We start from the raw sequence: 24,843 nt of genomic DNA on the forward strand, positions 1-24,843 counted from the left end.
GCCATGCAGACCATTTCAGAGAACGCCTGTTTCGGCGGCACCCAAGGCGTCTACAGCCATACATCCGAGGTGTGCGCCTGCGACATGACCTTTGCCGTCTTCCTCCCGCACGAGGCGCGTGACGGCCCGGTGCCCGTACTCTGGTATCTGTCGGGGCTGACCTGCACCCATGAGAACGCCATGACCAAGGCCGGTGCGCAGGCCTGGGCCGCCGAGCACGGCATCGCACTGATCTTTCCCGACACCTCTCCCCGCGGGGACGATGTGGCAGACGACGACGCCTATGATCTGGGCAAAGGGGCGGGTTTCTACATCAACGCCACTCAGGACCCCTGGGCCAAACACTTTCGAATGTGGGACTACGTCAGCGCGGAACTGCCCGCGCTGGTCGCGGAGAATTTCGCGCTCGACATGGACCGGCAGGCCATCACCGGCCATTCCATGGGCGGGCACGGTGCGCTGACACTGGCGATGTCCCTGCCGGGGCGGTTTCGCTCGGTCTCTGCCTTCTCGCCCATCTGCAATCCGACGGGAGGCGACTGGGGGCGCAAGCAGTTCTCGGCCTATCTGGGCGAGGCCGAAGACAGCTGGGCCGCCCATGACGCCAGCCTGCTGATGGCGGAACGCGGATTTGACGGCCCGCTGCTGGTGGACACCGGCACGGCGGATCAGTTCATCGACCTTCTGCGCCCCGAAGCACTGGCCGAAGCCGTGGCCAGGCGTCGCCAGCCCGCCACCATCCGGCTGCAACCGGGCTATGATCACAGCTATTTCTTCGTTTCCAGCTTCATGGAAGAACACGTGGCCTTTCACGCCGACGCGCTCTACGGATGACAGCGCTCTACGTCGATGCAGATGCCTGTCCGGTAAAGGCAGAAGCGGAGCGCGTCGCCACCCGGCACGGCGCGCGGATGTTCGTGGTGTCCAACGGCGGGCTGCGGCCCTCGCAAAATCCACTGGTGGAGACGATCATCGTCCCCGACGGCCCGGACGTGGCCGATATGTGGATCGCGGAGCGATGCGGCATGGGCGATGTGGTGGTGACCGGGGACATCCCGCTGGCCGCAAAATGCGTCGCGGCAGGGGCGCAGGTGCTCAAGCACAATGGCGAAGCGCTCACCGCGGCGAACATCGGCAACGTCCTGGCAACCCGCGACCTGATGACCGATCTGCGCGCGGCAGACCCCTTTCGGCAAGGCGGCGGCCCGGGGTTCACCAAGGCGGATAGATCCCGGTTTCTCGACGCGCTGGAACGGGCGATGCGCACGGCACAGCGCCCGTAAGGAGAGCAAGACGTGCAGCCCAAAGCGGTGATTTTCGACATCGGCAATGTGTTGATCGAATGGAACCCGGAGCGGTTCTACGATGCCGAGATAGGGGCCGCTCGGCGGCGCAGGCTCTTTGCCGACGTGGATCTGCACGCGATGAACGAGCGGATCGACCTGGGCGCGGATTTCCGCGATACCATCTACGCCGAGGCCGAGAGGCATCCGGGCTGGCGCGATGAGATCCGCCTGTGGCACGACCGCTGGATCGAGATGACGCAACCGGCGATCGCTCATTCGGTCCGGCTCATGCAAGCGTTGCGGGCGGTGGGCGTGCCGGTGTTCTCGCTGACCAATTTCGGGGTGGGCAGCTACGATCACGCCGCGACCCACTACCCCTTTCTGCGTCAGTTCGACCGCGATTTTATCTCCGGCCATCTGCGGATGATGAAACCCGATCCGAGGATCTATGAGACGCTGGAGGAGGCAAGCGGTCTGTCGGGCGCCGAGTTGATCTTTACCGATGACCGGACCGACAATGTCGCGGCGGCCGCGGCCCTTGGCTGGCGGACGCATCTTTTCGACGGGCCCAGCGGCTGGGCGGAAAGGCTGGTCTCCGAGGGTCTGCTGAGCGCGGAGCAGGCGCGATGAGCCCCCGCGTCATTCCCTTTGCCGAGTGTGACGCGCTGCTTGACTGGATCGCGCTGACCGATGCGCTGGCCGCCGGGCACCTGCTGCCCCGTGCCGAGATCGCCGATACGTTTCTCTACCGTGATCCCGATACGCTGCTGAACCGCGCCGCCTGGATCGACGGTCTGGGCCTCGCGGTCAAATCCGCCACGATCTTTCCCGGTAATGCGGCGGCAGGCGCGCCGACAGTCAACGGCGGCGTCATGCTCTTTTCCGACCGTGGCGGCACGCTGGAGGCGATTGTCGATTTCCACCTTGTGACCAAATGGAAGACCGCCGGGGATAGCCTGCTTGCCGCGCGGCGCCTCGCCCGGCCCGACAGCCGCCGAATCCTCATCGTCGGCGCAGGCACCCAGGCGCGGGGGCTGCACGCCGCCTACAGCGCTGCCTTTCCGGGCGCTCAGTTCACCGTCTGGAACCGCAGCCCCGCGGCGGCGGAGACCTTTGCCGCCAGCCATCCCGGCACGCATGTGGCGACCGATCTGGAGGCCGCCGTGCGCGCCGCAGAGATCATCACCTGTGCCACCATGGCGACAGCACCGCTGATCCGGGGCGCGTGGTTGCAACCGGGCCAGCACGTGGATCTGGTAGGCGCCTACCGCCCCGACATGCGCGAGGCGGATGACGCGGCACTCTCCCGCGCCCGGGTCTTCGTGGACAGTCTGGAAACCACCGTCGCGCATATCGGCGAGCTGAAGATCCCCATCGCGGCGGGCGCCTTCCGCGCCGATGACATCGTGGCGGACTACTATGCACCGGACGCCTTCACCCGGCAGAGCGCCGAGGAGATAACGCTTTTCAAGAATGGCGGTGGTGCGCATCTCGACCTGATGACGGGCCGCTACATCCTCGACCGTTGGACGGCGTGATCTGGCTGGCACTGCTGGCGGCGCTGATCACCGCGCCGCTGCTGGTGGAGGCCATGCGCAAACCCATGGGCTGCACGGCGCGCGCCAGCGCCCCGGGGCAATGCGTCGCGCTATCGCAGGGTACCACGCATTTTCGGTGGGTCGGGCCGCCGCAGGGTCCAGTGATCCTGTGCATCCACGGGCTGACAACGCCGTCTTTTGTCTGGGGCGCGCTGGCCGCGGGCCTGTCGCAGGCGGGGTTTCGCGTGCTGACATATGACCTCTACGGGCGCGGCTTCTCCGACCGTCCGGCCGGGCCGCAGGACGCCGCTTTCTTCCTGCGCCAAGTGGACGATTTGCTGGTGGATCAGGACATCACGGCGCCCGTCACGCTCATCGGCTACTCCATGGGCGGCGCCATCGCCGCCGCCTTCGCGGCCCGGCACCCGGCGCGCGTGCGCCGCCTCTTGCTGCTTGCCCCCGCGGGGATGCTGCCGGTTACGGGCGGCGCGCTCGAGCGTCTGGCGCGGCTGCCGCTTTTCGGCGGCTGGCTCATGCTGGCGCTTTACCCCGCCATCCTGCGCCGAGGCCTTGCAGCCGAGCGAGGGCAACCTGACAGCGTGCCGGAGATCAACCGGCAGCAACGGCGGGAGCTGCGCTGGCGCGGCTTTGTCCCCGCCGTCCGCGCGAGCCTGCTGGGGCTTTTGTCGGAGGTTCTGAGAAACACGCATGGGATCCTTGCGCAATCAGAGCTGCCGGTGCTGGCGCTCTGGGGGCAGGAAGATGCGGTGATCCCGCTACGGGCCGCCGACACGCTGCAGCGCTGGAACCCGGCCTCGCAGTCGGTCGTGGTGCCCGGCGCGGGGCACGGCCTGCCCTACACGCACAGCGACGCGGTGCTCGCCCACATCCTGCGGTTTTTGCGCGGCGACTGACGGTCAGGCGATCCGCAGCCCCTCCAGCCGCCGCTCCCGGATCGGCAGGTGGATGATCGCGCTGAACGCACCCACGGCAACGCCGATCCACCACACCAGCGTGTAATCACCGTAGACATCGTACATCCGCCCGCCGAGCCACGCACCCATGAAGCTGCCGAGCTGGTGGCTGAAAAACACGATACCGTAGAGCGTGCCCATGTAGCGCAACCCGTAGATATGCGCGATGAGCCCCGACGTCAGCGGGATCGTCGCGAGCCACAGGCTGCCCATGACGATGGAAAACACGATGACGCTGGTCGGGGTGATCGGCACCAGGATAAAGGCGGCAGAGGCCACCGTGCGCCCGACATAGATCGCCGCCAGCAGGTATTTCTTGGTATAGCGCTTGCCGAGCCAGCCCGCCAAGAGGGTACCGCCGATGTTGGCCACGCCGATCAGGGACAGCGCCAGTGCTCCAAGGGCAGAGGTCGTGCTGACACCCACGCTGTCCAGCATGCCGCCCGGCGCAATGGGGCCGCACAGCTCTACGATAAAGGCAGGGAAATGCGCGGTGATGAATGCAAGCTGATAGCCGCAGGAGAAAAAGCCCAGAAAGATGAAAGTGTAGGAGGGATCGCGGAACGCCTTCACCAGGATCTCGCCCATGCTTTCATCCAGCTCTGACCGGGTCGCCATCTGTGGCGCGCGCATCATGGGCAAAAGCAATAGCACCAACATGATGGTGAGCGCGAAGAGCAGAAAGATGCTCTGCCATGGCATGAAACCCAGCAGCCATTCGGCCACGGGCGGGCCGAAAATCTGCCCCCCGCTGCCCGCCGCCGAGACGACGGCCAGGGCCATGGAGCGGTTTTCATCCGACGCGGCACGGCCCACCACGGCCAGGATGACACCAAAGCCGGTACCGGCAATGCCGAAACCCACCAGCCAGGCATAAAGCTGGTGCCCCAGCGGCGTCGTGGCCTGCGCCGACAGCACGAGCCCGAGGGCATAGATGATCGCGCCAAGGATGATGGATTTCCGGTCCCCGATCTTTTCGGCCAGCGCGCCAAAAAAGGGCTGACCAATCCCCCAGGCCAGGTTCTGGATTGCAATGGCCAGCGAGAACTCCGCCCTCAGCCAGCCGAACTCCTCCGCAATGGGGATCTGGAAGATCCCGAAGGTGGAGCGGATGGCAAAGCTGACCACAATGATCACGCAGCCAACGATCAGAACAGGGGTAAATAGGGGCGCGCGTGCTGGCATCTGAGCTTCTCCGGTCAGATCACCCTACCCCACGCACCATGGCGGTCAATTCAGCATTTTTTGCCAACGCTTCACATATTCTGATGTGACCGCCCACTTCCGTTGAACCGCCCCGCGCGCTATTGCGAACGGGATGCGGAGCTTTGACGCCATATACCGCGGGCTGATCGAAGAGGGCGGCCTGCGCCCGGATCCGGCCCAGCAAGCGCTGTTGCCGGAGTTTGAACGCCTGCGCGAGGCGCTGGCAGAGCCCGTGCGCAAAAAGCTCTTTCGCAAGACCCCTGAGCCGCCCAAGGGTCTCTATCTCTGGGGCGGGGTCGGGCGCGGGAAATCCATGCTGATGGATTTGCTCGTGGAGCATCTGGGCGACATCCCGGCGCGACGCGTCCATTTCCATGCCTTCATGCAGGAGATCCACGCAAAGATGCACGCCGTCCGCAAGACGGGGGCGGAGGATGCCATCGCACCGGTCGCGGCAGAGGTCGCAGCTTCCGTCCGGCTGCTCGCCTTTGACGAGATGCAGATCACCGACATCACCGACGCCATGATCGTGGGTCGGCTCTTTCAAGGGCTCTTCGAGGATGGCGTGAGCGTGGTGGCGACCTCGAACAGGGTGCCGCAGGATCTTTACAAGGACGGGCTCAACCGCGATCTTTTTCTGCCGTTCATCGCGCTGATCGAGGACCGGATGAAGGTCATCGAACTGGCCAGCCCCACCGACTACCGGCAGGACCGGCTGGGCGGACAGCAAGTCTATTTCACCCCGGCCAATGCCCAGGCCCGCCGCGAGATGAACGCCGTCTGGGAGGATCTCGCTGGCGGTCCCGGCGCGCCGCTGGTGCTGCGTGTCAAGGGCCGCGATGTGGAATTGCCCGCCTTCCGCAACGGCGTGGCGCGGACGAGCTTTCACGACCTTTGCGGCAAACCCTTGGGCGCCGGTGACTATCTGGCGCTGGCCGAAGCGGTCAAGGTGCTGCTGCTGGACGACATCCCCAGCCTGTCACGCGATAATTTCAATCAGGCGAAACGCTTCGTGACGCTCATCGACGCGCTTTACGAAGCGCGCGTGCGGCTGATCTGCTCGGCGGCTGCCAAGCCCGAGATGCTTTATCTCGAAGGCGAAGGCAGTTTCGAGTTCGAGCGCACCGCCTCGCGCCTGCGCGAAATGCAGTCGGACGGTTGGGGGCAGTGAGGAGGCCGTAGATCATGCAGAACCGCGCCTCGCAGTCTGTTACGCTGGCATCCCGGACTTGATCCGGGATCTCGTGGCCGGGAGATCCTCGGGTCAAGCCCGAGGATGACATCGCGAGAGGTGGCAGGTCGGCCAAAGACCACAGGCCGGGTAACCCGCGGCGTTGGCCGCTAGCCGTTCTCCCGCAAAACCGTCCCTGCCAGATAGAGCGATCCGCAAATCAGGATCCGGGCCTGCGGCGCCTCCGCGATGACGTCGCGCACGGCCTCCGCCACGCTCTCCGCTTGTCCGTCCGCCATGCCGACCGCACGCGCCGCCTCCGCGGTATCAGCCGCGGGCAGCGTGTTGGCCTCCCCGGGGATCGACACGGCTGTGAGACCCTGCACAGCCTGCGACAGCGGACGCAGGTAGCCCGCGATATCCTTGGTGTTGAGCATCCCGCAGATCAGATAGGTGGGCCGTACCGGCAAAGAACCCAGATGCGCGGCCAGCGCCTCGCCTGCAGCCGGATTGTGCCCGCCGTCGAGCCACAGCTCGGCCAGCGGTGCGGCCTCAACCAGCGGTCCGCTGCGCAGCCTCTGCATCCGGGCAGGCCAGTCGGCGCGGGTCACCGCTGCCTCGCAACCCGCTTCGCCGACGCGCAGATGGCGCAGCGCGGCCAAGGCCGTGCCTGCATTCATCACCTGGTGATCGCCCGGCAGGTTCGGGCGTGGCAGGTCGAGCAGACCCGCCTCATCCTGATAAATCATGCCATCACGCTCCCGCGCCACGTGCCAGTGCTGACCGTTGGCCAACAAAGGCGCGCCCAGTCGCTCGGCCCGCGCCTCAATCACCTCTTGCCCCGCAGGCTCCTGACGCGCCACCACACAGGGTACACCCCGCTTGAGGATACCCGCCTTTTCACCAGCAATCTCCGCCAGCGTCTCGCCCAGAAACTGCTGGTGGTCGAGCGAGACCGGCGTGATTGCGGTCAGCACCGGCTTGGCGATGACATTGGTGGCATCCAACCGACCGCCAAGGCCCACCTCCAGCAGCGTGTAGTCCGCAGGCATCCGCGCAAAGGCCAGCAATGCCGCACACGTGGTGATCTCGAAATATGTGATGGGTATGTCGCCGTTGGCCTGCGCACATTCATCCAGCACCGAGGTCAGATCCGCCTCCGAGATGAGCGTGCCCGCAACCCGGATGCGCTCGTGAAACCGTGCCAGATGCGGGCTGGTATAGACATGAACCGATTTGCCCTCTGCCTCCAGCCCCGCGCGGATCATGGCTAGGGTCGAGCCCTTTCCGTTGGTGCCTGCCACATGGATCACCGGCGGCAGCGTCTCCTGCGGGTTGCCCAGGGCGCCCAGCAGCCGCCACATGCGGTCCAAGGTCAGATCAATGATCTTGGGGTGCAACGCCATCATCCGCGCCAGGATGGCGTCCGATGTGGGCTGGCTCATGTCGTCTTGGTCTTGGCCGGCGGCTCGGGCGCGTCACCGGACAGCGCATGGGGCAGATCGGCGGGCGGTTCCGGCGGGGGCAGATCGCCCCGAACGGCGGGCGGCAATCCCAACAGCATCCGCGTGATGGTGATCAACTCATCCCGCATCTGACCGCGCGGCGTCACCCGGTCAAGCATCCCGTGATCGAGCAGATACTCCGCCCGCTGGAACCCTTCGGGCAACTTTTCCCGAATGGTCTGCTCAATCACGCGCGGTCCGGCAAAGCAGATAAGCGCGTTGGGCTCGGCAATATGCACATCGCCCAGCATCGCGTAGCTCGCCGTCACACCACCCGTCGTCGGATGGGTCAGCACGACGATATAGGGCAGCCCGGCCTCCTTCAGCATCTGCACGGCCACGGTGGTGCGCGGCATTTGCATCAGGCTCAGGATCCCTTCCTGCATGCGCGCGCCACCGGCGGCGGAAAAGAGGATCAGCGGACGCTTGAGCTTCACCGCTTCCTGTGCTGCAGCAATGATGGCGTTGCCCACATACATGCCCATGGACCCGGCCATAAAGGAAAAATCCTGTGCCGCTGCAACGATGGGGGTCCGCCCGATCTCACCATGGGCGACCAGCATCGCCTCCGGCTCAGCGGTCTGACGCTGGGCAGCGCGCAGCCGGTCCGGGTACCGTTTCTGGTCCCGGAAGTGCAGCGGGTCGGGTTTGGGCGCATCGACCTCCACGCGGGTAAATACGCCGCCATCAAAGAGGGCTGTAAACCGGTCGCGCGGGCTGATGTACATATGGTGGTTGCAGTTGGTGCAGACATTCAGGTTGTCCGACACCTCGCGATGAAACAGCATGGTCCCGCATTCGGGGCACTTGGTCCACAGATTGTCCGGCGTCTCGCGGCGCGAGAAGATCGAGTTGATCCGGGGGCGGACATAGTTGGTGATCCAGTTCATCGTGCATCCTTTGGCATGGCTGCTCAACTAGGTAATGGGACCGTGCCGAAAGTGCAATCAGCGGCGGATCGCAAGCCGTGCGGCAAGCCAGCTGACCAGCATGAAGCCGAAATCCACCGGCAGCCATGCGCGCACCGCCGCTTCATCGCCGAGCGCAAAGGGGCTGTGGTAGAGCGCCAGCCCAGAGAGCTGGTCCGGCACAGAGATCAGGACGATGGCGGTGACATTGTTGGCAAAATGCACCGCGATGGCCGGTCCGATCGTGCCAGACCGCGCCGTCAGATCGGCCATCAGCAACCCGAAAACCGTGGCCCAGAGCGCAATGAGGCCTGCGTTGCTGCCGACCTCGGCGGGCATGTAGTGCCCCGCGCCAAAAAGCGCGGCAGGCACGATCATCCAGATCAGGGGCGAGCGGAACCGCGCGGCCAGTTGCTGCTGGATGTAGCCGCGAAAGAGCACTTCCTCGGTCGAGACCTGCACCAGAACCGCCAGCAACGAGAGCGGCAGCAGCAAGGCCCACAGACCCGGCGCGAGGTTCGGCTCCAACGGCGCGCCCATGCCCCAGGGCGGCAGCGCGAAAATCACCAGATTGACGACCACGAGGACGATCAGCACATCGCGGAACTGCGACACGCAGAGCGACAGGTCACCGAACACGCCGCCCAGCCCCCGGTGATGCGCCACCCGCAAGGCCACCGCAACGCCGACCACCATGAACCCGAAGCTGAACAGCAAAAGATACATCGCCACCGGCGTGTCACCGCGCAGCAGAGCACCGGCCAGATCCGCCGCGCCATCGCCCTGCCAGCTCAGCAGCGTCTCGTAAAACACCTGGTTGCACAGCAACGCCACACCCGCGACCAGAACAAGCCCGATGAGCAGGCGCCATATCTCCGCCTTCTCCCGGGCCGGGTCACTCAGGGCGCGGTGCGCCCGGTAGGCAGGTGGTGGCCACATGGTCAGGACGCGCGCGCGCTGTCGGAGGGCTCGGGCGGCCCGTTTTCAACCGCTTCCTCGGGCACATCCACCCGCGCCTCGCGCAGCAATTCGGCGGCGCCAGTCAAATGGCCCGCCACCGTACGCAGCAGGATCTGAAGCGCATTGAGATCGGTCTCGATCACGGAGCGGAATTCCTCCGCACCGATCCGCAGGAACTTGGTGTCCTCTTCGGCCACCAGATCAAGCTGCCGCGGCTCGTCGAGAATGACCGCCAGATCCCCGATCAGGCGCCCGGGCTCCACCGCGGTGATGTTGTGCCAGTGATTGTCATCGTCGAAATAGCCCATCATAGCGCGGCCCTTGAGACAGAGATACGCCGCATCGGGCCGGTCATGCTGGGCAAAGATGCGCGTGCCCTTCTTCGCAGTGTACCACTGCGCCGAGAATGCCAGCAGCCGCTGGGAACGCTGGTCCAGCTTCTCGAAAAGATCGGTGCGCGAGATGGCCCGGATCTTGCGGCGCAGATCATCGGAACCGCTGTCGCCGGTATCAATGGTCTCCGGCTGCTCGTCGCCTTTGATTCGCCCGTTCTCGATCTCCACGAACATATCGTAGGCCTGCGGGTTCTCGAACTTGTCTTCCAGAAAAATCATCGTCGCCTTGGGCAAGAGATCCTGCAGCTTGGCCCGGGCGCGCTTGCGGCGTTCGGCATCGTGACTTTCCAGCACCGTATCCAGGATCAGCACGTCGGGCCGCTTGATGCCCGCGCGGCTGAAGGCGACGCGTTCCTGATAGATATCGGCGATATTCGCCCCGCCCAGTCCCAGCTTGTTGTCCATGATGGTCTCGGCCACGGCGCGTTTGAGCCCGTGTTTGGTGACGATATCCGCGACCAGATCCTCGATCACCTCCTTGCGCGCGCCCGCAAAAGCGGAGATCCGGCCATAAAGCGCATTCTCCAGCAAGGTCAGCCGCGGTAGATAGTTCTCGGGCGCGATCGGCACGAAAAGATCGCTCATCCGTTCGCGCATCTCCTTGCCCTTTTCGGCACGGATCTTGACGATCTCGGTCTTGAAGCTCTCGGGGAACCCGGGCCCGATCTGCTCTGCCGTAAAGGCGAAGGGCACCGTCAGCAGCAACGTGAACTCCTCCTGCGTCAGGGCCTGATCGCCTTTTTCGCTGCGGCGCAGGGCAATATCCACGAGCCGCTCGTAAAGCTCCTCCTCAATCTCCAAGGCAGTAAAAAGAGGATGGTTTGTCCCGTCGCGGCCAAAGGTCTGGTTGAGTGTCTCTATCAGCGTCTGCGAGATGGCAATCGCCTGTTCGGTGACGCCAAGCTCGTTGATCAGGGCCACCAGCCCGCTGCCCGCCGCCAGCCCGCGCTGCGAGATCTGGCGCTTGGGCGCGGCGAACATCAGGTTACCACCCAGCGGGATTGATGGATTGAAGGCCTCAGGGTCAAAGCGATTGACGTAGTCTTCCAGCTCCGCCTCCTTCAGCGCCTCGTAGACCTCGTCGCGCAGGGACACGATGGCATCGGCAAGCTGCATGTTGCCTTCCATATAGGTGCCAGAGCGCAACATCCCGCGGAACATCAACTCGTCCAGACCCATGGCTTCGACCAGCTGGAACCACCAGCCATTGATCTCTTCGACCGAATTCAGCCCGGCAAGTTCGGGATCCATCCAGTCCGCGGCGATACTGTCGGGGCTGTTGCCCGCCCGGCGTGCCTCCCAGTTCTTGCGGTCCTTGCGCGACGGATCCCACAGGACCGTCTTGGGGCTGGTCCGCAGCGGCATCAGCAGATTGTCCCGCAAGGTCCCTTCAAAGAGATGGGGCCGAGAATGGGCATACCCGATCCGCGCGGCAATCACCGCCTGATGCAACTCTGACAGATCATGACCCGCGATTGTCACGCTGCCGCGGGCGGCCAGCACCTCGCGGGTCAGTAATTCGGCCAAGGCAGTGCGCTCTGTCTGGCTGGTGGACTGGACGGCCACCCGGGCACCTGCAGGGATCTCAAGATTGATATTCTCCAGAAGCGCGTTGCCATCGGCGTTGCGCACTGTGACATCCTTGATGGAGATCACGCCGTCCAGACGTGGCACCGTCTCAGGCTCGCCTTCAAAAAGGCTCTCATCGATCATGCCCTTGGGCGCAAAACGCTCTGTCACGATCTCCCACCGCAAAGACATGTCCTGAACCTGATTGTAGTAGGTCAGCAGTTCCTTCCACGGCGAGCTGAGATCCTTGTAGGCCGCCAGTGCAGCCACCAGCGCGCCGACCGTGATCTCCCCCTTGATCGCCAGATAGCCCCCGACCGCGTAAAAGAAAAACGGCGTCAGCTGGGTGATGAAGTTGTTGAGAAACTTCATGAAGAATTTCTTCTGGTAGATCTGGAAGCGGATGTCGAAGAGCCGCCCCAGCCGGTCCGTGAACACAGCCAGCCGGTACCGCAGCCCGCCGTTGGTGCGCAGATCGCCGATGCCTGCCGCGGTCTCGCCAATCTCGGAAGCGAAACCGCGCACCTCCACGATGCGTTTTTTGTTCAGCTGGTTGATCTGGCGCTGCAACATCGGGATGAGCCACGCTTGTAGCGGAATGAGCGCGACGCCGGCCAGCCCGAACCAGACGCTCTGCATGAACAGAAAGATCACGATGATCAGCATCTGCCCTGCCTGAAATACCGGTTGTGCCACGGCATCGCCCATCAGACCACCCATGGGCTCGGCCTCCGAGGTCACCATGGAGACAAGCTCGCCCTGGCTGGTCTTGCGGAAGTAGGCACTGGGAAACCGGGTCATCCGGTTGATCAGCGTGTAGCGAAAGCGCCGCAGCATGCGTTCGGCCAACACACCTTTCATGGTGTTGAGCCGCATTTTCATCAGCCCGTGGACCAGGACCGCACCGAGATAGCCGAAACACAGCACCATCAGGAACTGTGTTTGCGTCATGGTTTGGCCGAACACGGTCACCGTGCTGGAGGCCGCGCCGATCGCATCGTTGATGATGCGCTTGGGCAGTTCCAGCGTGGCGTAGAGGAACGGGAAGGTGAACACCGTAAAGAACAGCAAGAACAGCTGATCCCGTTTGGAATGCTTCCAAATGAAGGCGAAGAGTGAGCGATCCATGCAGTGGCTTTCGATCATGGGCTGTGGAAGCAGCCGCGGCGTGCAACCGCAGGTATACACGCATGTCAGTCTTAGCAAAATAAGACCATCCAGCCTCAATGCAAGGACCGATAAAGCGCAAAAGCTGTGCGCAGACAAACCCATCTGCCTTGCAGGGGCAGAAGCTGCCCGCTATGCGTTGGCGACGTTTTTGAAGGGGAGACAGCCCATGACCAGCCAGCGCTTCGACAAATCCAGACTGCCCAGCCGTCACGTGACCGAAGGGCCCGCGCGCGCGCCACACCGGTCCTACTACTACGCCATGGGCATGACGGAGGAGGAGATTCACCAGCCGCTCGTGGGTGTGGCCACCTGCTGGAACGAGGCCGCCCCCTGTAACATCGCGCTGAACAGGCAGGCGCAGGCGGTCAAGATGGGGGTCAAGCGCGAGGACGGCACACCGCGCGAATTCACCACCATCACCGTCACCGACGGCATCGCCATGGGGCATGAGGGCATGCGCTCCTCGCTGGCCTCGCGCGAGGCCATCGCCGACACCGTCGAGCTGACCATGCGCGGGCACTGCTATGATGCGCTGGTGGGGCTTGCGGGCTGCGACAAGAGCCTGCCGGGCATGATGATGGCGATGATCCGGCTGAACGTGCCGTCGGTGTTCCTCTATGGCGGGTCGATCCTGCCGGGCCGCGCGACCGCCGGGGCGCAGGTGCCGGAGGACTTTGCAAACCGCGATCTGACCGTACAGGATATGTTCGAAGCCGTGGGCCGCCAGCAAAGCGGTACCTTGACGGAGGCAGAGCTTGAGGTTCTGGAACGCGTGGCCTGCCCCTCTGCCGGGGCGTGCGGGGGTCAGTTCACGGCCAATACCATGGCCTGTGTCTCCGAGGCGATTGGTCTGGCCCTGCCCAACTCCGCCGGGGCGCCAGCACCTTACGAGAGCCGCGATGCCTACGCGGAAGCCTCCGGTGCCGCGGTCATGACCCTGATTGAGAAGAACATCCGCGCCCGCGACATCTGCACCCGGCAGGCCTTTGAGAATGCAGCGCGCATCGTCGCCTGTACAGGTGGCTCCACCAACGCAGGTCTGCACCTGCCTGCCATGGCGCATGAGGCCGGGATCGATTTCTTCCTCGAAGATGTCTGTGAGATCTTCCGCGATACGCCCTATTTCGTCGATCTGAAACCGGGTGGGCAATATGTGGCCAAGGATCTCTACGAGGTCGGCGGCGTGCCCGTGGTGATGAAAGAGCTGCGCAAGGCCGGGCTGATCCACGAAGACTGCATGACCGTGACGGGTTATTCCATCGGAGAGGAGCTCGACAAGGTCAGCCTCAACGCGGACGGTCGCGTGATCTATCCGGTGGAGACACCGCTGAGCAAGACCGGCGGTGTCGTCGGGCTCAAGGGAAACCTCGCCCCAGAAGGGGCCATCGTCAAGATCGCCGGGATGGAGCCTCAGCACCTGCTCTTCACCGGGCCCGCGCGCGTCTTTGAGTGTGAGCAGGACGCCTTTGAGGCCGTGCAGACCCGCGCCTACAATGAAGGCGACGTCTTCGTGATCCGCAACGAAGGCCCGTCGGGTGGGCCGGGTATGCGCGAGATGCTAGCCACGACGGCGGCGCTTTCCGGTCAGGGCATGGGCAAGAAGGTGGCGCTGATCACCGACGGTCGGTTCTCCGGCGCGACCCGCGGTTTCTGCGTGGGCCATGTGGGGCCGGAGGCGGCACACGGCGGCCCCATCGCCCTGCTGAAAGACGGTGACATGATCACGCTGAACGCCATCGAAGGCACGATCTCGGTTGCCATCACGGACGAGGAGATGGCCGAACGCAGGGCCAGTTGGACCGGACCACGCCAGACGATCTACGGTGCAGGTGCGCTTTGGAAATACGCCAAGCTGGTCGGACCAACCTATCTCGGCGCCGTAACGCACCCCGGTGCGAAGGACGAAGGCCACGAATACATGGCCCTATGACCTCGCGACACATGCGCTTTGTGAACGGTATGCTCGGCGGCACAGTCTGATCCGGTCAAAACCCACCCGCTGAGCGGTGAAAGGGGTTTCGAAACCCCTTTCCAGCGACGCACCACCGGAGCGCTGACTGTTTGACAGTGGGCGCAGGGCCACGAGTGCCCGAAGGCGGCATTATCCGGCTTCGGCAGGGTCGGGCCACTCCGCATCGGATGCCGCCGCGACAGCCGTGAGATGACAAGCCAGTCGGTAGCAGCGATCCCGTCCGGCCCCTTGGGGCTGGACAGCCCCGGATCCTCCTCGATGGAGGTGACGGGGCTCCCCGCTACCCGATCTTGATACGTCCGTGATCGCTGGATTTTCGATGATGTGTCATCACCGCCAAGAAAAACCCCGCTACCGGCTATCCGGAGCGGGGTTTGACAACGGTGTGGGAGCGATTACTCCGCTGGCACCAGCGCGCTGAGACCTTTGAGGATGTCGATGGCATAGGCCAGCTGATAGTCCTCTTCACGCAGCGCAGCGGCCGCTTCGGCCTTTGCGCGGTCCGCCTCGATCTGCTCGATTTCATCGTCGCTGAGGCTGTCATTGTTCAGGCTGCCGCGCAGGTCGGCTTCCGAACGAGAGGTTCGGGAGGGTGTCTCGTCCTCTTCCTCGGCATTCGGATCGCGCCGCGGCTGTTCGACCACGATATCGGGCGACACGCCCAGCGACTGGATAGACCGGCCCGATGGCGTGTAGTACCGCGCCGTGGTCAGCCGCATGGCCCCCTCGCCGCGCAATGGCATCACCGTCTGAACCGATCCCTTGCCAAAGCTCTTGGTGCCCACGACAATCGCCCGGCGGTGATCCTGCAGCGCGCCCGCGACAATCTCGGACGCCGAGGCAGAGCCGCCGTTGATCAGCACGACGATGGGCTTGCCCTCGACCAGATCGCCTTCGGTGGCGTTGAACCGCTCACCATCCTGCACCTGACGGCCGCGCGTGCTGACGATCTCTCCGCCGTCCAGAAACGCATCCGACACCCGGATCGCCTGGTTGAGCAGCCCGCCGGGGTTGTTGCGCAGATCAATCACCAGACCGTTGATATTATCCATCCCGCCCGCTTCCTCTATCTGCTCGGCGAGGCCGGATTCGAGGTTGGTATAGGTTTGATCGTTGAAGGTCGTGACCCGCAGAACCACCGTGTCGCCCTCGGTGCGCGTCCGGACCGCTGTGAGCTTGATGGTGTCCCGGATGATCGACACATCGAATGGTTCCACCTCTCCCTCGCGCACCACCGTGATCAGGATCTCCGACCCGACCGGGCCGCGCATCATGTCCACCGCCTCGTCCAGCGTCAGCCCCAGCACCGATTCGCCGTCCACATGGGTAATGAAATCACCCGCCTCGACGCCGGCCTCATCCGCAGGGGTCCCGTCGATGGGCGAGACGACCTTGACGAAGCCCTCTTCCTGCGTGACCTCAATGCCCAATCCGCCGAACTCGCCCCGCGTCTGCACGCGCATGGCCGCCGCATCATCGGGCGAAAGGTAGCTCGAATGGGGATCCAGCGAGGTCAGCATGCCGTTGATCGCCGCCTCGATCAGCTCCTTGCTTTCCACATCCTCGACATACTGGGCGCGGATGCGCTCGAAGATGTCCCCGAACAGATCCAACTGTTCGTAGACGTCGGCGGAGCGTTCACTGTCCTGGGCCAGAAGAGGCCCGACCACTTGCGTCGTGGCGATGATACCGGCGAGGGTGCCGCCCAGAGCCGCCATGGCAAATTTTTTCATTGTTCTATCCATTCTTGTCGGTTCGGAACCAGAGGCTCGGATCCTCGGGCGCATTCTTATGTCTGACCTCTATATAAAGCGTTTCCGACCGCCCGCTGCCAGTGCCATCACCAGCACGTGACAATTGGACCGCCTCCTGCGCTCCTCTCTCCCCCATAAGACCCAATGGAGCCCCTGCGTCAATGATCTCGCCTGCGGAGCCGTAAACAACGTCCAAACCTGCCAGAATGAAGAGAACATCCGCCTGCGGCTCCATGATCACCACCTGACCAAGGTCAAGCAGGGGTCCGGTATAGCGGATCGTGGCCGCCACGGGGCTGGTGACGATGGCCTGCGGGCGGGTCGCGAGCAACAGCCCGGGCCGGGTGATTCCGGCGGCATCGGGCTGGCCCGCGCGGCGCAGCACCACGCCTTGGGCAGGCAGCGGCAGCGTCCCTTTCCGGACGGTCACATCAGGCAGCGCGGCATCCGTGATGTCGGTAGGAACCCGGTCGAGCCCGCGGGCAAAGCTTTCCAGCGTGTCAGCGGAGGCCAGCAGGATCGCCTCGCGTACCGGATCCTGGGTAAAGCGCATGGGCAGGGGCGCCCGCTCCGCAATGGCGGTGTTGAGGGCCGAGCGCGCGGCCCGCAGATCGGTGAGCGCACCCTGCAGTTGCCCGCTCGCGTCATCCTGCACCGCGCGCAATGCGACCAGATCCTCCATATCGCGCCTCAACCCGACCGCGCGGGCACTCAGCGCCGGCGTGATCTCCGCCAGCAACATATTCGCCCGCGCCGCCCCCAGCAGCCCGCCGGGATGCAAGAGCGGCAGAGGCGCATCCCCCGCGCCGGTCCGCTGCAACACCGCCAGCAGGGCGGCAACCTCCGCATCGCGCGCCTGCAGCGCGGCGCTCAACTGCGCTTCGCGGATGGCCGCCTGCCGCAGTCCACCGCGCATGGCGGCCAATCCCTCTTCAAAGGCCTGGATCGTGCGGGTCAGCGCGCGCACCCGGTCCCGGGCGCTCTGCGCTGCGTCCAGCTGCATTCTCGCCTCATCCAGCATCCCGATCGCAGCACGGGCCTGCGCGGCGGCGGGATGCTGGGCGGTCGCGGGCAGCGGCAGCGCCAGCAGCAAACTCAGCAGCAGCGCCCTCATGTCAGTGAACTCTCATGTCAGCAGCGACCTGCCGGTCATCTCGGGCGGTGGGTCGAGCGCGATCAGCTGCAATACCGTGGGTGCCAGATCGGCCAGCCGTCCGTTCCGAACAGACGCGCCCGCCTCGGCGCCCACGACGATCACCGGCACGAGGTTGAGCGTATGGGCGGTATGGGCGCCCCCTGTCTCGGGGTCGATCATCATGTCGCAGTTGCCGTGATCCGCCGTGACGATCATCGCACCACCCGCCGCCTTGAGCGCACCGACCGCCCGGCCAAGCCCCGCATCCACCGCCTCGCAGGCGGCAATGGCCGCCTCCAGGTCGCCCGTGTGACCAACCATATCGGGGTTGGCATAGTTGACCACGATCAGGTCGTAGCCGTCCTCGATGGCACCCACCAGCGCGTCCGTCACCTCAGCGGCGGACATCTCGGGCTGCAGATCATAGGTGGCCACGTCCGGAGACTTCGGCATCTTGCGGTCTTCCCCAGCAAAGGACACCTCTTCGCCACCATTGAGAAAAAACGTCACATGCGGGTACTTCTCCGTCTCCGACAGCCGGAACTGCCGCAACCCGTGCTGCGCCACCCAGGCCCCCAGCGTGTTGTCGATCTGCGGTTTGGGATACATGACCGAAAGGTAGGCGTTATGCGCCTCCGAATAGGGCGCCATACCCATCAGCGCCGCCCAGTCGGGCCTGCCACTGGCATCGAAGGCATCGAAGTCCGGCGCCCCAATCGCCGCCATGATCTCGCGCGCGCGGTCGGCCCGGAAGTTGAGGCAAAAGAGCCCGTCGCCATCCGCCGCACCCGCGTAGTCACCGATGACTGTCGGCTCGATAAACTCGTCGGTCTTGTCCTGCGCCCGGCCCTTCTCGATGGCCTCTGCCGCCGTGTTAGCGGCAACGCCCTTCGCGAGGATGATGGTCGCAAAGGCTTTCTCCACGCGGTTCCAGCGATTGTCGCGGTCCATGGCAAAGTAGCGCCCCGTGACGGTCGCCACCCGCGCGCTATCGGGCAGCGCGGCCTCCAATGTCTCCATAAACCCTTCGGCCGAGGTCGGCGCCACGTCGCGACCGTCTGTCAGCGCGTGGATCAGCACCTCCAGCCCTGCGTCCACAAGCGCCCGTACCGCGGCGATCATATGCGAGATATGTCCATGCACCCCGCCATCGGACACCACACCCATCACATGCGCCCGCCCGCCGCTTTCCTTCAGCTTGGCGATGAAGTCCTGCAATTGGTCATTCCGGGCAAAGCTGCCCTCCTCGATGGCCAGATCGATCTGACCCAAATCCATCGCGACCACCCGGCCTGCTCCGATATTGGTGTGACCCACTTCGGAATTGCCCATCTGGCCTTGGGGCAGTCCCACGTCGGGGCCAAAGGTGGTCAGCGTCGCGTTGGGGCACTCGGCCATCAGCTGGTCCATCACAGGGGTGCGGGCCAGCAGCGGTGCATTGCCCTCGCGCAGGTCGCTCAGCCCCCAGCCGTCCAGAATACATAGTACGACCGGTTTCTTGGCGCTCATCACTTGGGCTCCTTGGTTGGGGTTCCGGGCTGGTCTAGCGCGATGTGCTGCCGAATTGAAGCATCCTCTGCGACGCCTTTGCAGCGCGGCAACAGGCGGGCCGCAAAGGCGCGCGCAATCTCTTGCTCCCCGGGGTTGCTTTGGCCATAAGGTGATGTCACAGCCAAAGGACCGCCGCCATGCAACAGCCCCCCGAGACCAAGATCGTCACAAGCTTTCGGATTGCCTGCGACGGGGGAGAGGGCGCCCTGGGGCATCCGCGTGTCTGGCTGCAGATCCCCAAAGACACAGGCTGGGTCGAATGCGGCTATTGCGACTGCAAATACATTCATCAGGACTACGCTGACAAGGCCGCCGGCTAACTAGCTGACCGGTATGACCTGATCGCCGCAGGTCAGCTTGCCGTCCACCGATCCTTCGCGGTCCATCAGGAACTGCCGGATGTTATGGCCTGACCAGATCTCCAGCAGCTTGCCATCCGCGGTATAGCCCCGGCCCGTGGCCGTCCCTGTCTGCATGTCCTGATACTGCATCGTCGCCACGCCGGCGGTCCCGTCATCGCATTCGAAGGCCGCGTGCCCCTCACCGGTCAGCGCGCTGATCTCCCAGCCGCCCACGCAGATTACCCCCGCCCGGGTCTGACCGTCGAGCGTGCCCTCGTTCCAGCCGAGCGCGCGCCCGGTGAAGTAATCGCCATCGTTCCCGATGCACCCCACCATCGGCACACAGCTGCTGGGCGACCCGGGCTCTGCTGCGCAGTCCATGTCCACCTTCGGCGTCGCCCATCCAGGACCTGCGCAAAGGGCGATTGCAGCCACGCTCACGATACGGGATAACATCGGCGAACTCCGTTCCAGCGACATCGAGGGGCAGCCTACCATGAGCACATCTTTCGGCAAAGGCCACCACCTGCATCTGATCGACGGATCGGCGTTTATTTTCCGAGCCTACCACGCGCTGCCACCGCTCACGCGCAAATCAGACGGTCTGCCGATCGGGGCGGTCTCGGGCTTTTGCAACATGCTGCAACGCTATGTGGAAACCAACACCGGCGACGATGCGCCTACCCATGTGGCAGTGATCTTCGACAAGGGCAGCCACACCTTTCGCAATGACATCTATGATCAGTACAAGGCCAACCGCGACGCGATGCCCGAGGATCTGCGCCCGCAGATCCCGCTCACACGCCGCGCGACGGAAGCCTTCAACATCGCGTGCAAGGAAAAGGAAGGCTTCGAGGCCGACGACATCATCGCAACCCTGGCCGTTCAGGCGCGCGCCGCCGGAGGCCGCTGCACGATTATCTCATCGGACAAGGACCTGATGCAGCTTGTGGGGGACGGTGTCGAGATGCTGGACGCCATGAAGAATAAGCGCATCGACCGCGACGGCGTCTTCGAGAAATTCGGCGTCTACCCGGACCGCGTTGTCGATGTGCAGGCGCTGGCGGGGGATTCCGTCGATAACGTCCCCGGCGCGCCCGGCATCGGGATCAAGACGGCGGCGCTGCTCATCAACGAATACGGCGATCTCGACGCGCTGCTGGAACGCGCCGAAGAGATCAAGCAACCCAAACGCCGCGAAACGCTGGTCACACACGCCGAGCAGATCCGCCTCAGCCGCCGCCTCGTGCTGCTCGATGAGAACACACCGCTCGACTTTACTCTCGACGATCTGGAGGTGCGCACGCCCGACCCCGATGCGCTCATGCCCTTCCTGGCGGAAATGGAATTCCGCACGCTGACCAAACGCATTGCCGACAAGCTCGACGTCGAGGCCCCCGAGATCGACGACACCCCCGCCGATGCGCCTGAGGCACCGGATATCGAGGACATCCCCTTTGACCGCGCAGGCTATACCGCGGTGGGCACGGCAGAGGATCTGCAAATCTGGATCGACCGGATCTATGAGCGCGGCTATGTGGCCGTCGATACGGAGACCACTGGCCTCAATGAGATGACCGCGGATCTCGTGGGCATCTCCCTCTGTGTGGAACCCGGACAGGCCTGCTACATCCCGCTCATTCACAAGAAAAGCGGCAGCGACGATCTCTTCGGCTCCGACGATCTGGCCGAAGGGCAGATGGCGCTGGATGAGGCGCTTGAGATGCTGAAACCGGTGCTTGAGGATGCCTCAATCCTCAAGATCGGGCAGAACATGAAATACGACCTGAAGATCTTTGCCCAGATCGGGATTGCCGTCGCGCCGCTAGATGACACCATGCTGATGTCCTACGCAATGCACGGCGGGCTGCACGGTCACGGGATGGATCAGCTTTCCGAGCGCTACCTCACTCACACCCCGATCCCCATCAAACCGCTGCTGGGCACCGGCAAATCCGCGATCACCTTCGACAAGGTACCGCTGGAAGACGCGGTGCCTTACGCCGCCGAGGATGCGGACATCACGCTGCGGCTATGGCAGCGGTTCAAACCGTCGCTGCACCGCACCCAGGTCACGCGCGTCTACGAGACGCTCGAACGCCCGCTGGTCCCCGTTCTGGCGCAGATGGAACGCACGGGGATCAAAGTGGACCGCGACACGCTCAGCCGCATGTCCAACGCCTTCAGCCAAAGCATGGCGGGGCTGGAGGCGGAGATCCACGAGCTTGCCGGGCGCAGCTTCAACGTCGGTAGCCCCAAGCAGCTTGGCGAAATCCTCTTTGACGAGATGTCCCTGCCCGGCGGCAAGAAGGGCAAGACCGGGGCCTATGCCACCGGTGCCGACGTGCTCGAAGACCTCGCGACGGAACACGAACTGCCTGCCCGCGTGCTCGACTGGCGACAACTCAGCAAGCTGAAATCCACCTACACTGACGCGCTGCAAGACCATATCAACGCCGACACAGGTCGTGTGCATACCTCCTACTCCATCGCGGGGGCGTCCACGGGGCGGCTCGCCTCGACCGACCCCAACCTGCAGAACATCCCCATCCGCACCGAGGAAGGCCGCCGCATCCGCGAGGCTTTCGTGGCCGAGGAAGGCAAGACGCTGGTCGCCCTCGACTACAGCCAGATCGAACTGCGGATCCTTGCGCATATCGCTGATATCCCGGCGCTGAAAGAAGCCTTCAAGCGCGGCGATGACATCCACGCCATGACCGCATCCGAGATGTTCGACGTACCGATGGAGGAGATGACACCCGAAATCCGCCGCCGGGCCAAGGCGATCAACTTCGGCGTGATCTACGGCATCTCGGGCTTCGGTCTCGCGCGCAACCTGCGCATCCCGCGGTCCGAGGCGCAGGGCTTCATCGACCGCTACTTCGAGCGCTTTCCCGGCATCAAGGACTACATGACCGAGACCAAGGCCTTCGCCAAGGAAAACGGCTATGTGCAGACGCTCTTTGGCAGACGGATCCACACACCAAACATCGGCGCCAAGGGCCCACAGGCGGGCTTCGCCGCGCGCGCGGCGATCAACGCCCCCATTCAGGGCACGGCGGCGGATGTGATCCGGCGGGCCATGGTGCGCATGCCCGCGGCGATCGAGGCTCTGCCCGCCAGGATGCTGCTGCAAGTTCATGACGAGCTGCTTTTCGAGGTGGAGACCGACGCGGAGCAGGATCTCATCGACGCCGCACGCCAGGTGATGGAAGCGGCCTGCGATCCGGTCGTGCACCTCGACGTGCAGCTCAGCGTCGACGCCGGTCAGGGTGCAAACTGGGCGGTGGCGCATTAGGCGACACATGGCCGGTCTCGCACAATCTGCGGACGGGCGGTTTTCCGAGTGCACGTCGCCCGGGCTCAAGAAGTCTGCCAGGACGACAGAGCACCCAAGGATCCCCTCGCGCGGCGGGTGCCACGGGCGAAAGGCCTTCGAAGGCCTTTGCGGCGCGGTTTCGCTCCGCTCGCCCTGTCGGAGATGCGTGGCAAACCTCTGCGCTAAAAGCCCGTTGAGCTCGTCCGCTGCACCGGGATACCGTCAATATCAGCGGAAAAGCCCCGAAAGACGCAAAGGGCCGCTGCAGGTGGCCAGGCGGATCAGCTGCGGTCGCTCGCACGGCGTTCCGGCCGCACCAGACGCCCAACGATCCGCCGTGTGACAGGCGCCACGACCAGCACCGCCGGAAAGGCCACGGCCCAGCTCGACAGCCAGTTGCTCAGCCAGAGGGCCGCAAACCCATCGATCCAGCCAACGGTACGCAGGGTCGTGATCCCCGATACGAGCAGTGACATCAGCCCCGACAGCACCAGGCCAAAGACAATCTGTTGGTAGCGGGCGGGAATCACCACGGTTCTCCTTGCGAGACCGGTGCAGATATACCGGAATGCCGGCTCAATGACAGCCTGCTCAGCCGCGCAGACGGTCCAGCAAAGCGCGGTGGTGATCCGGCGTTTCTGCCGGATCTGCCCCGATCCCGACCCAACCGTCATACCCCAAGCCCCGCAGCACGGCGATGATCTCCCCTGACCCGGAAGGGCGACCGAGATGTACATGCCGGACAAGCGACCCATGGCGGCTCAGAACCGCGTCCGCGGCGCCTGTCATCCCACCCGTCTCCACCAGCAGCCCCAGGTTCGGCGCCCCGATCTCCTGCAAGATCTCCGCAGCCATATCGTAGCTGTCCAGAAACGCATCGGGCCGCCGCACCCCATCGCCCGGGCAGAGCGTCAGCAACGTACGGGCGGGCGTCGTGGCCACCGCTACCCGCAGGTTCGCCACCAGCGTCGCGCGCGCCTCCGGCCCGTTTGCCGCGCCGGTCAGCAAATGAAGCACCGGCGTCCGCAACGCCTCACAATACCGCAACGACCGGCGCAGATCATAGCGAAAGCGGTCTTCCGCCCCCGGCACCGCCGCAAACCCCCGCGCGCCACCGGCGTAGTTGGGGGGCGGCGCCGCCATCCGCACCATACCGAGCCCGGTGCTCAGAAGCGCCCGCTGCGTGTCCTTCGCCGGTATCTCGTAGGGAAACAGCACCTCGACGCCCTCGAACCCCGCCTCCGCAGCAGCATCGAAGCGGTCAAGATAGGGAAGGTCCGGCCACAGCACGCTCAGATTGGCCGCAAATCGCATCGTCTCATCCGGTCATTCTCCCAAACGACCCCAAAAGGCGCCATCTCACCGCGAAAGCTCTTTCACTTTGCCAAGAAAACTCCCGCCGGAGGCTCCCTCAACTCTATCACACGCACCGTCCCCACCCCTTTCAGCGCCCTGAAACGTCACGGCAACTCGTCGCTGGCAATGATGCGAAAGAACACCCCCGCTGACCACACACCGAACCAGCCATCGTGATGCGCCCCAAGATCCACCAGCCGGTAAAAACTCTTGCGGTCGATCAGCGCCTCGAGATTGGCGCGCACCCGCACGTAGGGCGACGGCTCGCCCGTGCCCGCGTCGCGCGCCACCCGCAGAGGCAGATCGGCGCTGGCCACGGCGCGGTCGCCCACCTGCGTCTCAAAGGTCAAAACCTGATCCTCCCCCCTGCCCGACACCTCGAAATCCACCGCAACAAAAGGCGCGTCGTCCACGGTGATTCCCACTTTCTCCACTGGCGTGACAAGGAAATACCTGCCCTCCTCCTTCTTCAGGATCGACGAGAACAGCTTCACTAGTCCGGGCCGCCCGATGGGCGTGCCTTCGTAGAACCAGGTGCCATCCCGCCCGATCCGCATGTCGAGATCGCCGCAGAACGGTGGGTTCCACAGATGAACGGGCGGCAAACCGCGCGTTTTTGCGGCAGTGATCGAGGCCGCAAGGTTTTCCGCCGACGGTGTCACGGTTTTTTGTCCACTCATTGCTTTTGCCATTTCCCCCGAGCGCGATACACTTACATTCAACATATAATCCA

General features: G+C 64.3%; 21 protein-coding genes. 9 read left to right on the forward strand and 12 right to left on the reverse strand.

Annotated features, from left to right (window positions below):
- The first annotated feature begins 3 nt into the window (after nt 1-3).
- From fghA to Q1A53_RS11225, 5 genes are read left to right on the forward strand one after another with little or no spacing between them, the layout of a single operon-like run.
- On the forward strand, nt 4-834 hold the full coding sequence (gene fghA / locus Q1A53_RS11205) for an S-formylglutathione hydrolase (RefSeq protein ID WP_299966406.1): 831 nt from the start codon (nt 4-6) through the stop codon (nt 832-834).
- Nucleotides 831-1,283: a YaiI/YqxD family protein gene (locus Q1A53_RS11210; RefSeq protein ID WP_299966409.1), complete on the forward strand. Its 453-nt coding sequence runs from the start codon at nt 831-833 to the stop codon at nt 1,281-1,283. The genes fghA and Q1A53_RS11210 overlap by 4 nt, the downstream gene beginning before the upstream one ends.
- Nucleotides 1,284-1,295: 12 nt before the next feature.
- Complete coding sequence (locus Q1A53_RS11215) at nt 1,296-1,916, forward strand: HAD family phosphatase (protein WP_299966412.1); 621 nt, start codon at nt 1,296-1,298, stop codon at nt 1,914-1,916.
- Entirely contained in the window at nt 1,913-2,824 is a 912-nt protein-coding gene (locus tag Q1A53_RS11220) for an ornithine cyclodeaminase (RefSeq protein WP_299966415.1), read from the forward strand. Before Q1A53_RS11215 ends, Q1A53_RS11220 begins: the two co-directional genes overlap by 4 nt.
- Nucleotides 2,821-3,738 (forward strand): alpha/beta hydrolase, encoded by a 918-nt coding sequence (locus Q1A53_RS11225; RefSeq protein ID WP_299966418.1) that lies wholly within the window; start codon nt 2,821-2,823, stop codon nt 3,736-3,738. The genes Q1A53_RS11220 and Q1A53_RS11225 overlap by 4 nt, the downstream gene beginning before the upstream one ends.
- A 3-nt stretch (nt 3,739-3,741) precedes the next feature.
- Here the strand turns inward: Q1A53_RS11225 and Q1A53_RS11230 are convergent, their stop codons facing one another.
- Nucleotides 3,742-4,983, reverse strand: a complete 1,242-nt coding sequence (locus tag Q1A53_RS11230) for an MFS transporter (protein WP_299966421.1) — start codon at nt 4,981-4,983, stop codon at nt 3,742-3,744.
- Between the two features lie 133 nt (nt 4,984-5,116).
- Here Q1A53_RS11230 and zapE point away from each other — a divergent pair, with 133 nt between their 5' ends.
- Nucleotides 5,117-6,175 (forward strand): cell division protein ZapE, encoded by a 1,059-nt coding sequence (gene zapE / locus Q1A53_RS11235; protein WP_299966423.1) that lies wholly within the window; start codon nt 5,117-5,119, stop codon nt 6,173-6,175.
- Between the two features lie 170 nt (nt 6,176-6,345).
- On the opposite strand, the gene Q1A53_RS11240 is transcribed toward zapE, so the two are convergent.
- Genes Q1A53_RS11240 through Q1A53_RS11255 form a run of 4 tightly spaced genes read right to left on the reverse strand, consistent with a single transcriptional unit; the run spans nt 6,346 to nt 12,640 of the window.
- Complete coding sequence (locus tag Q1A53_RS11240) at nt 6,346-7,620, reverse strand: folylpolyglutamate synthase/dihydrofolate synthase family protein (protein ID WP_299966425.1); 1,275 nt, start codon at nt 7,618-7,620, stop codon at nt 6,346-6,348.
- Complete coding sequence (accD, locus tag Q1A53_RS11245) at nt 7,617-8,570, reverse strand: acetyl-CoA carboxylase, carboxyltransferase subunit beta (RefSeq protein WP_299966427.1); 954 nt, start codon at nt 8,568-8,570, stop codon at nt 7,617-7,619. The genes Q1A53_RS11240 and accD overlap by 4 nt, the downstream gene beginning before the upstream one ends.
- 57 nt (nt 8,571-8,627) lie before the next feature.
- Nucleotides 8,628-9,527: a CPBP family intramembrane glutamic endopeptidase gene (locus tag Q1A53_RS11250; protein WP_299966430.1), complete on the reverse strand. Its 900-nt coding sequence runs from the start codon at nt 9,525-9,527 to the stop codon at nt 8,628-8,630.
- A 2-nt stretch (nt 9,528-9,529) separates the two neighbouring features.
- Complete coding sequence (locus tag Q1A53_RS11255; protein ID WP_299966432.1) at nt 9,530-12,640, reverse strand: ABC transporter transmembrane domain-containing protein; 3,111 nt, start codon at nt 12,638-12,640, stop codon at nt 9,530-9,532.
- Nucleotides 12,641-12,848: 208 nt separating this feature from the next.
- On the opposite strand from Q1A53_RS11255, the gene ilvD reads away from it, so the two are divergent.
- Nucleotides 12,849-14,612, forward strand: coding sequence for a dihydroxy-acid dehydratase (gene ilvD, locus Q1A53_RS11260; protein ID WP_299966434.1), 1,764 nt, complete (start codon nt 12,849-12,851; stop codon nt 14,610-14,612).
- A 437-nt stretch (nt 14,613-15,049) separates the two neighbouring features.
- Here the strand turns inward: ilvD and Q1A53_RS11265 are convergent, their stop codons facing one another.
- Genes Q1A53_RS11265 through gpmI form a run of 3 tightly spaced genes read right to left on the reverse strand, consistent with a single transcriptional unit; the run spans nt 15,050 to nt 19,052 of the window.
- Nucleotides 15,050-16,387 (reverse strand): S41 family peptidase, encoded by a 1,338-nt coding sequence (locus tag Q1A53_RS11265; protein ID WP_299966437.1) that lies wholly within the window; start codon nt 16,385-16,387, stop codon nt 15,050-15,052.
- A gap of 4 nt (nt 16,388-16,391) precedes the next feature.
- On the reverse strand, nt 16,392-17,522 hold the full coding sequence (locus Q1A53_RS11270) for a peptidase M23 (RefSeq protein ID WP_299966439.1): 1,131 nt from the start codon (nt 17,520-17,522) through the stop codon (nt 16,392-16,394).
- Between the two features lie 12 nt (nt 17,523-17,534).
- Nucleotides 17,535-19,052, reverse strand: coding sequence for a 2,3-bisphosphoglycerate-independent phosphoglycerate mutase (gene gpmI, locus Q1A53_RS11275; RefSeq protein WP_299966441.1), 1,518 nt, complete (start codon nt 19,050-19,052; stop codon nt 17,535-17,537).
- Nucleotides 19,053-19,231: 179 nt separating this feature from the next.
- Here gpmI and Q1A53_RS11280 point away from each other — a divergent pair, with 179 nt between their 5' ends.
- Nucleotides 19,232-19,414 carry a zinc-finger domain-containing protein gene (locus Q1A53_RS11280; protein WP_299966444.1) on the forward strand — a complete coding sequence of 61 codons (183 nt, stop codon included), beginning with the start codon at nt 19,232-19,234 and terminating at the stop codon, nt 19,412-19,414.
- On the opposite strand, the gene Q1A53_RS11285 is transcribed toward Q1A53_RS11280, so the two are convergent.
- The gene (locus tag Q1A53_RS11285; protein ID WP_299966446.1) at nt 19,415-19,891 is read right to left on the reverse strand and encodes a hypothetical protein; all 477 of its coding nucleotides are present in this window, start codon (nt 19,889-19,891) and stop codon (nt 19,415-19,417) included.
- A 40-nt stretch (nt 19,892-19,931) separates the two neighbouring features.
- Between Q1A53_RS11285 and polA the strand changes: the two genes are divergently transcribed.
- The gene (gene polA / locus Q1A53_RS11290; RefSeq protein WP_299966448.1) at nt 19,932-22,733 is read left to right on the forward strand and encodes a DNA polymerase I; all 2,802 of its coding nucleotides are present in this window, start codon (nt 19,932-19,934) and stop codon (nt 22,731-22,733) included.
- Between the two features lie 302 nt (nt 22,734-23,035).
- Here the strand turns inward: polA and Q1A53_RS11295 are convergent, their stop codons facing one another.
- The 3 genes from Q1A53_RS11295 to Q1A53_RS11305 all read right to left on the reverse strand — a co-directional run bounded on the left by Q1A53_RS11295 (nt 23,036) and on the right by Q1A53_RS11305 (nt 24,790).
- The gene (locus Q1A53_RS11295; RefSeq protein ID WP_299966450.1) at nt 23,036-23,284 is read right to left on the reverse strand and encodes a DUF2798 domain-containing protein; all 249 of its coding nucleotides are present in this window, start codon (nt 23,282-23,284) and stop codon (nt 23,036-23,038) included.
- Nucleotides 23,285-23,345: 61 nt separating this feature from the next.
- The gene (locus Q1A53_RS11300) at nt 23,346-24,068 is read right to left on the reverse strand and encodes a TIM barrel protein (protein ID WP_299966451.1); all 723 of its coding nucleotides are present in this window, start codon (nt 24,066-24,068) and stop codon (nt 23,346-23,348) included.
- A 146-nt stretch (nt 24,069-24,214) separates the two neighbouring features.
- Nucleotides 24,215-24,790: a DUF1285 domain-containing protein gene (locus Q1A53_RS11305; RefSeq protein WP_299966453.1), complete on the reverse strand. Its 576-nt coding sequence runs from the start codon at nt 24,788-24,790 to the stop codon at nt 24,215-24,217.
- Nucleotides 24,791-24,843 lie beyond the last annotated feature (53 nt).

This window comes from uncultured Roseobacter sp. (genome assembly GCF_947496515.1).
GTDB lineage: Bacteria > Pseudomonadota > Alphaproteobacteria > Rhodobacterales > Rhodobacteraceae > Roseobacter.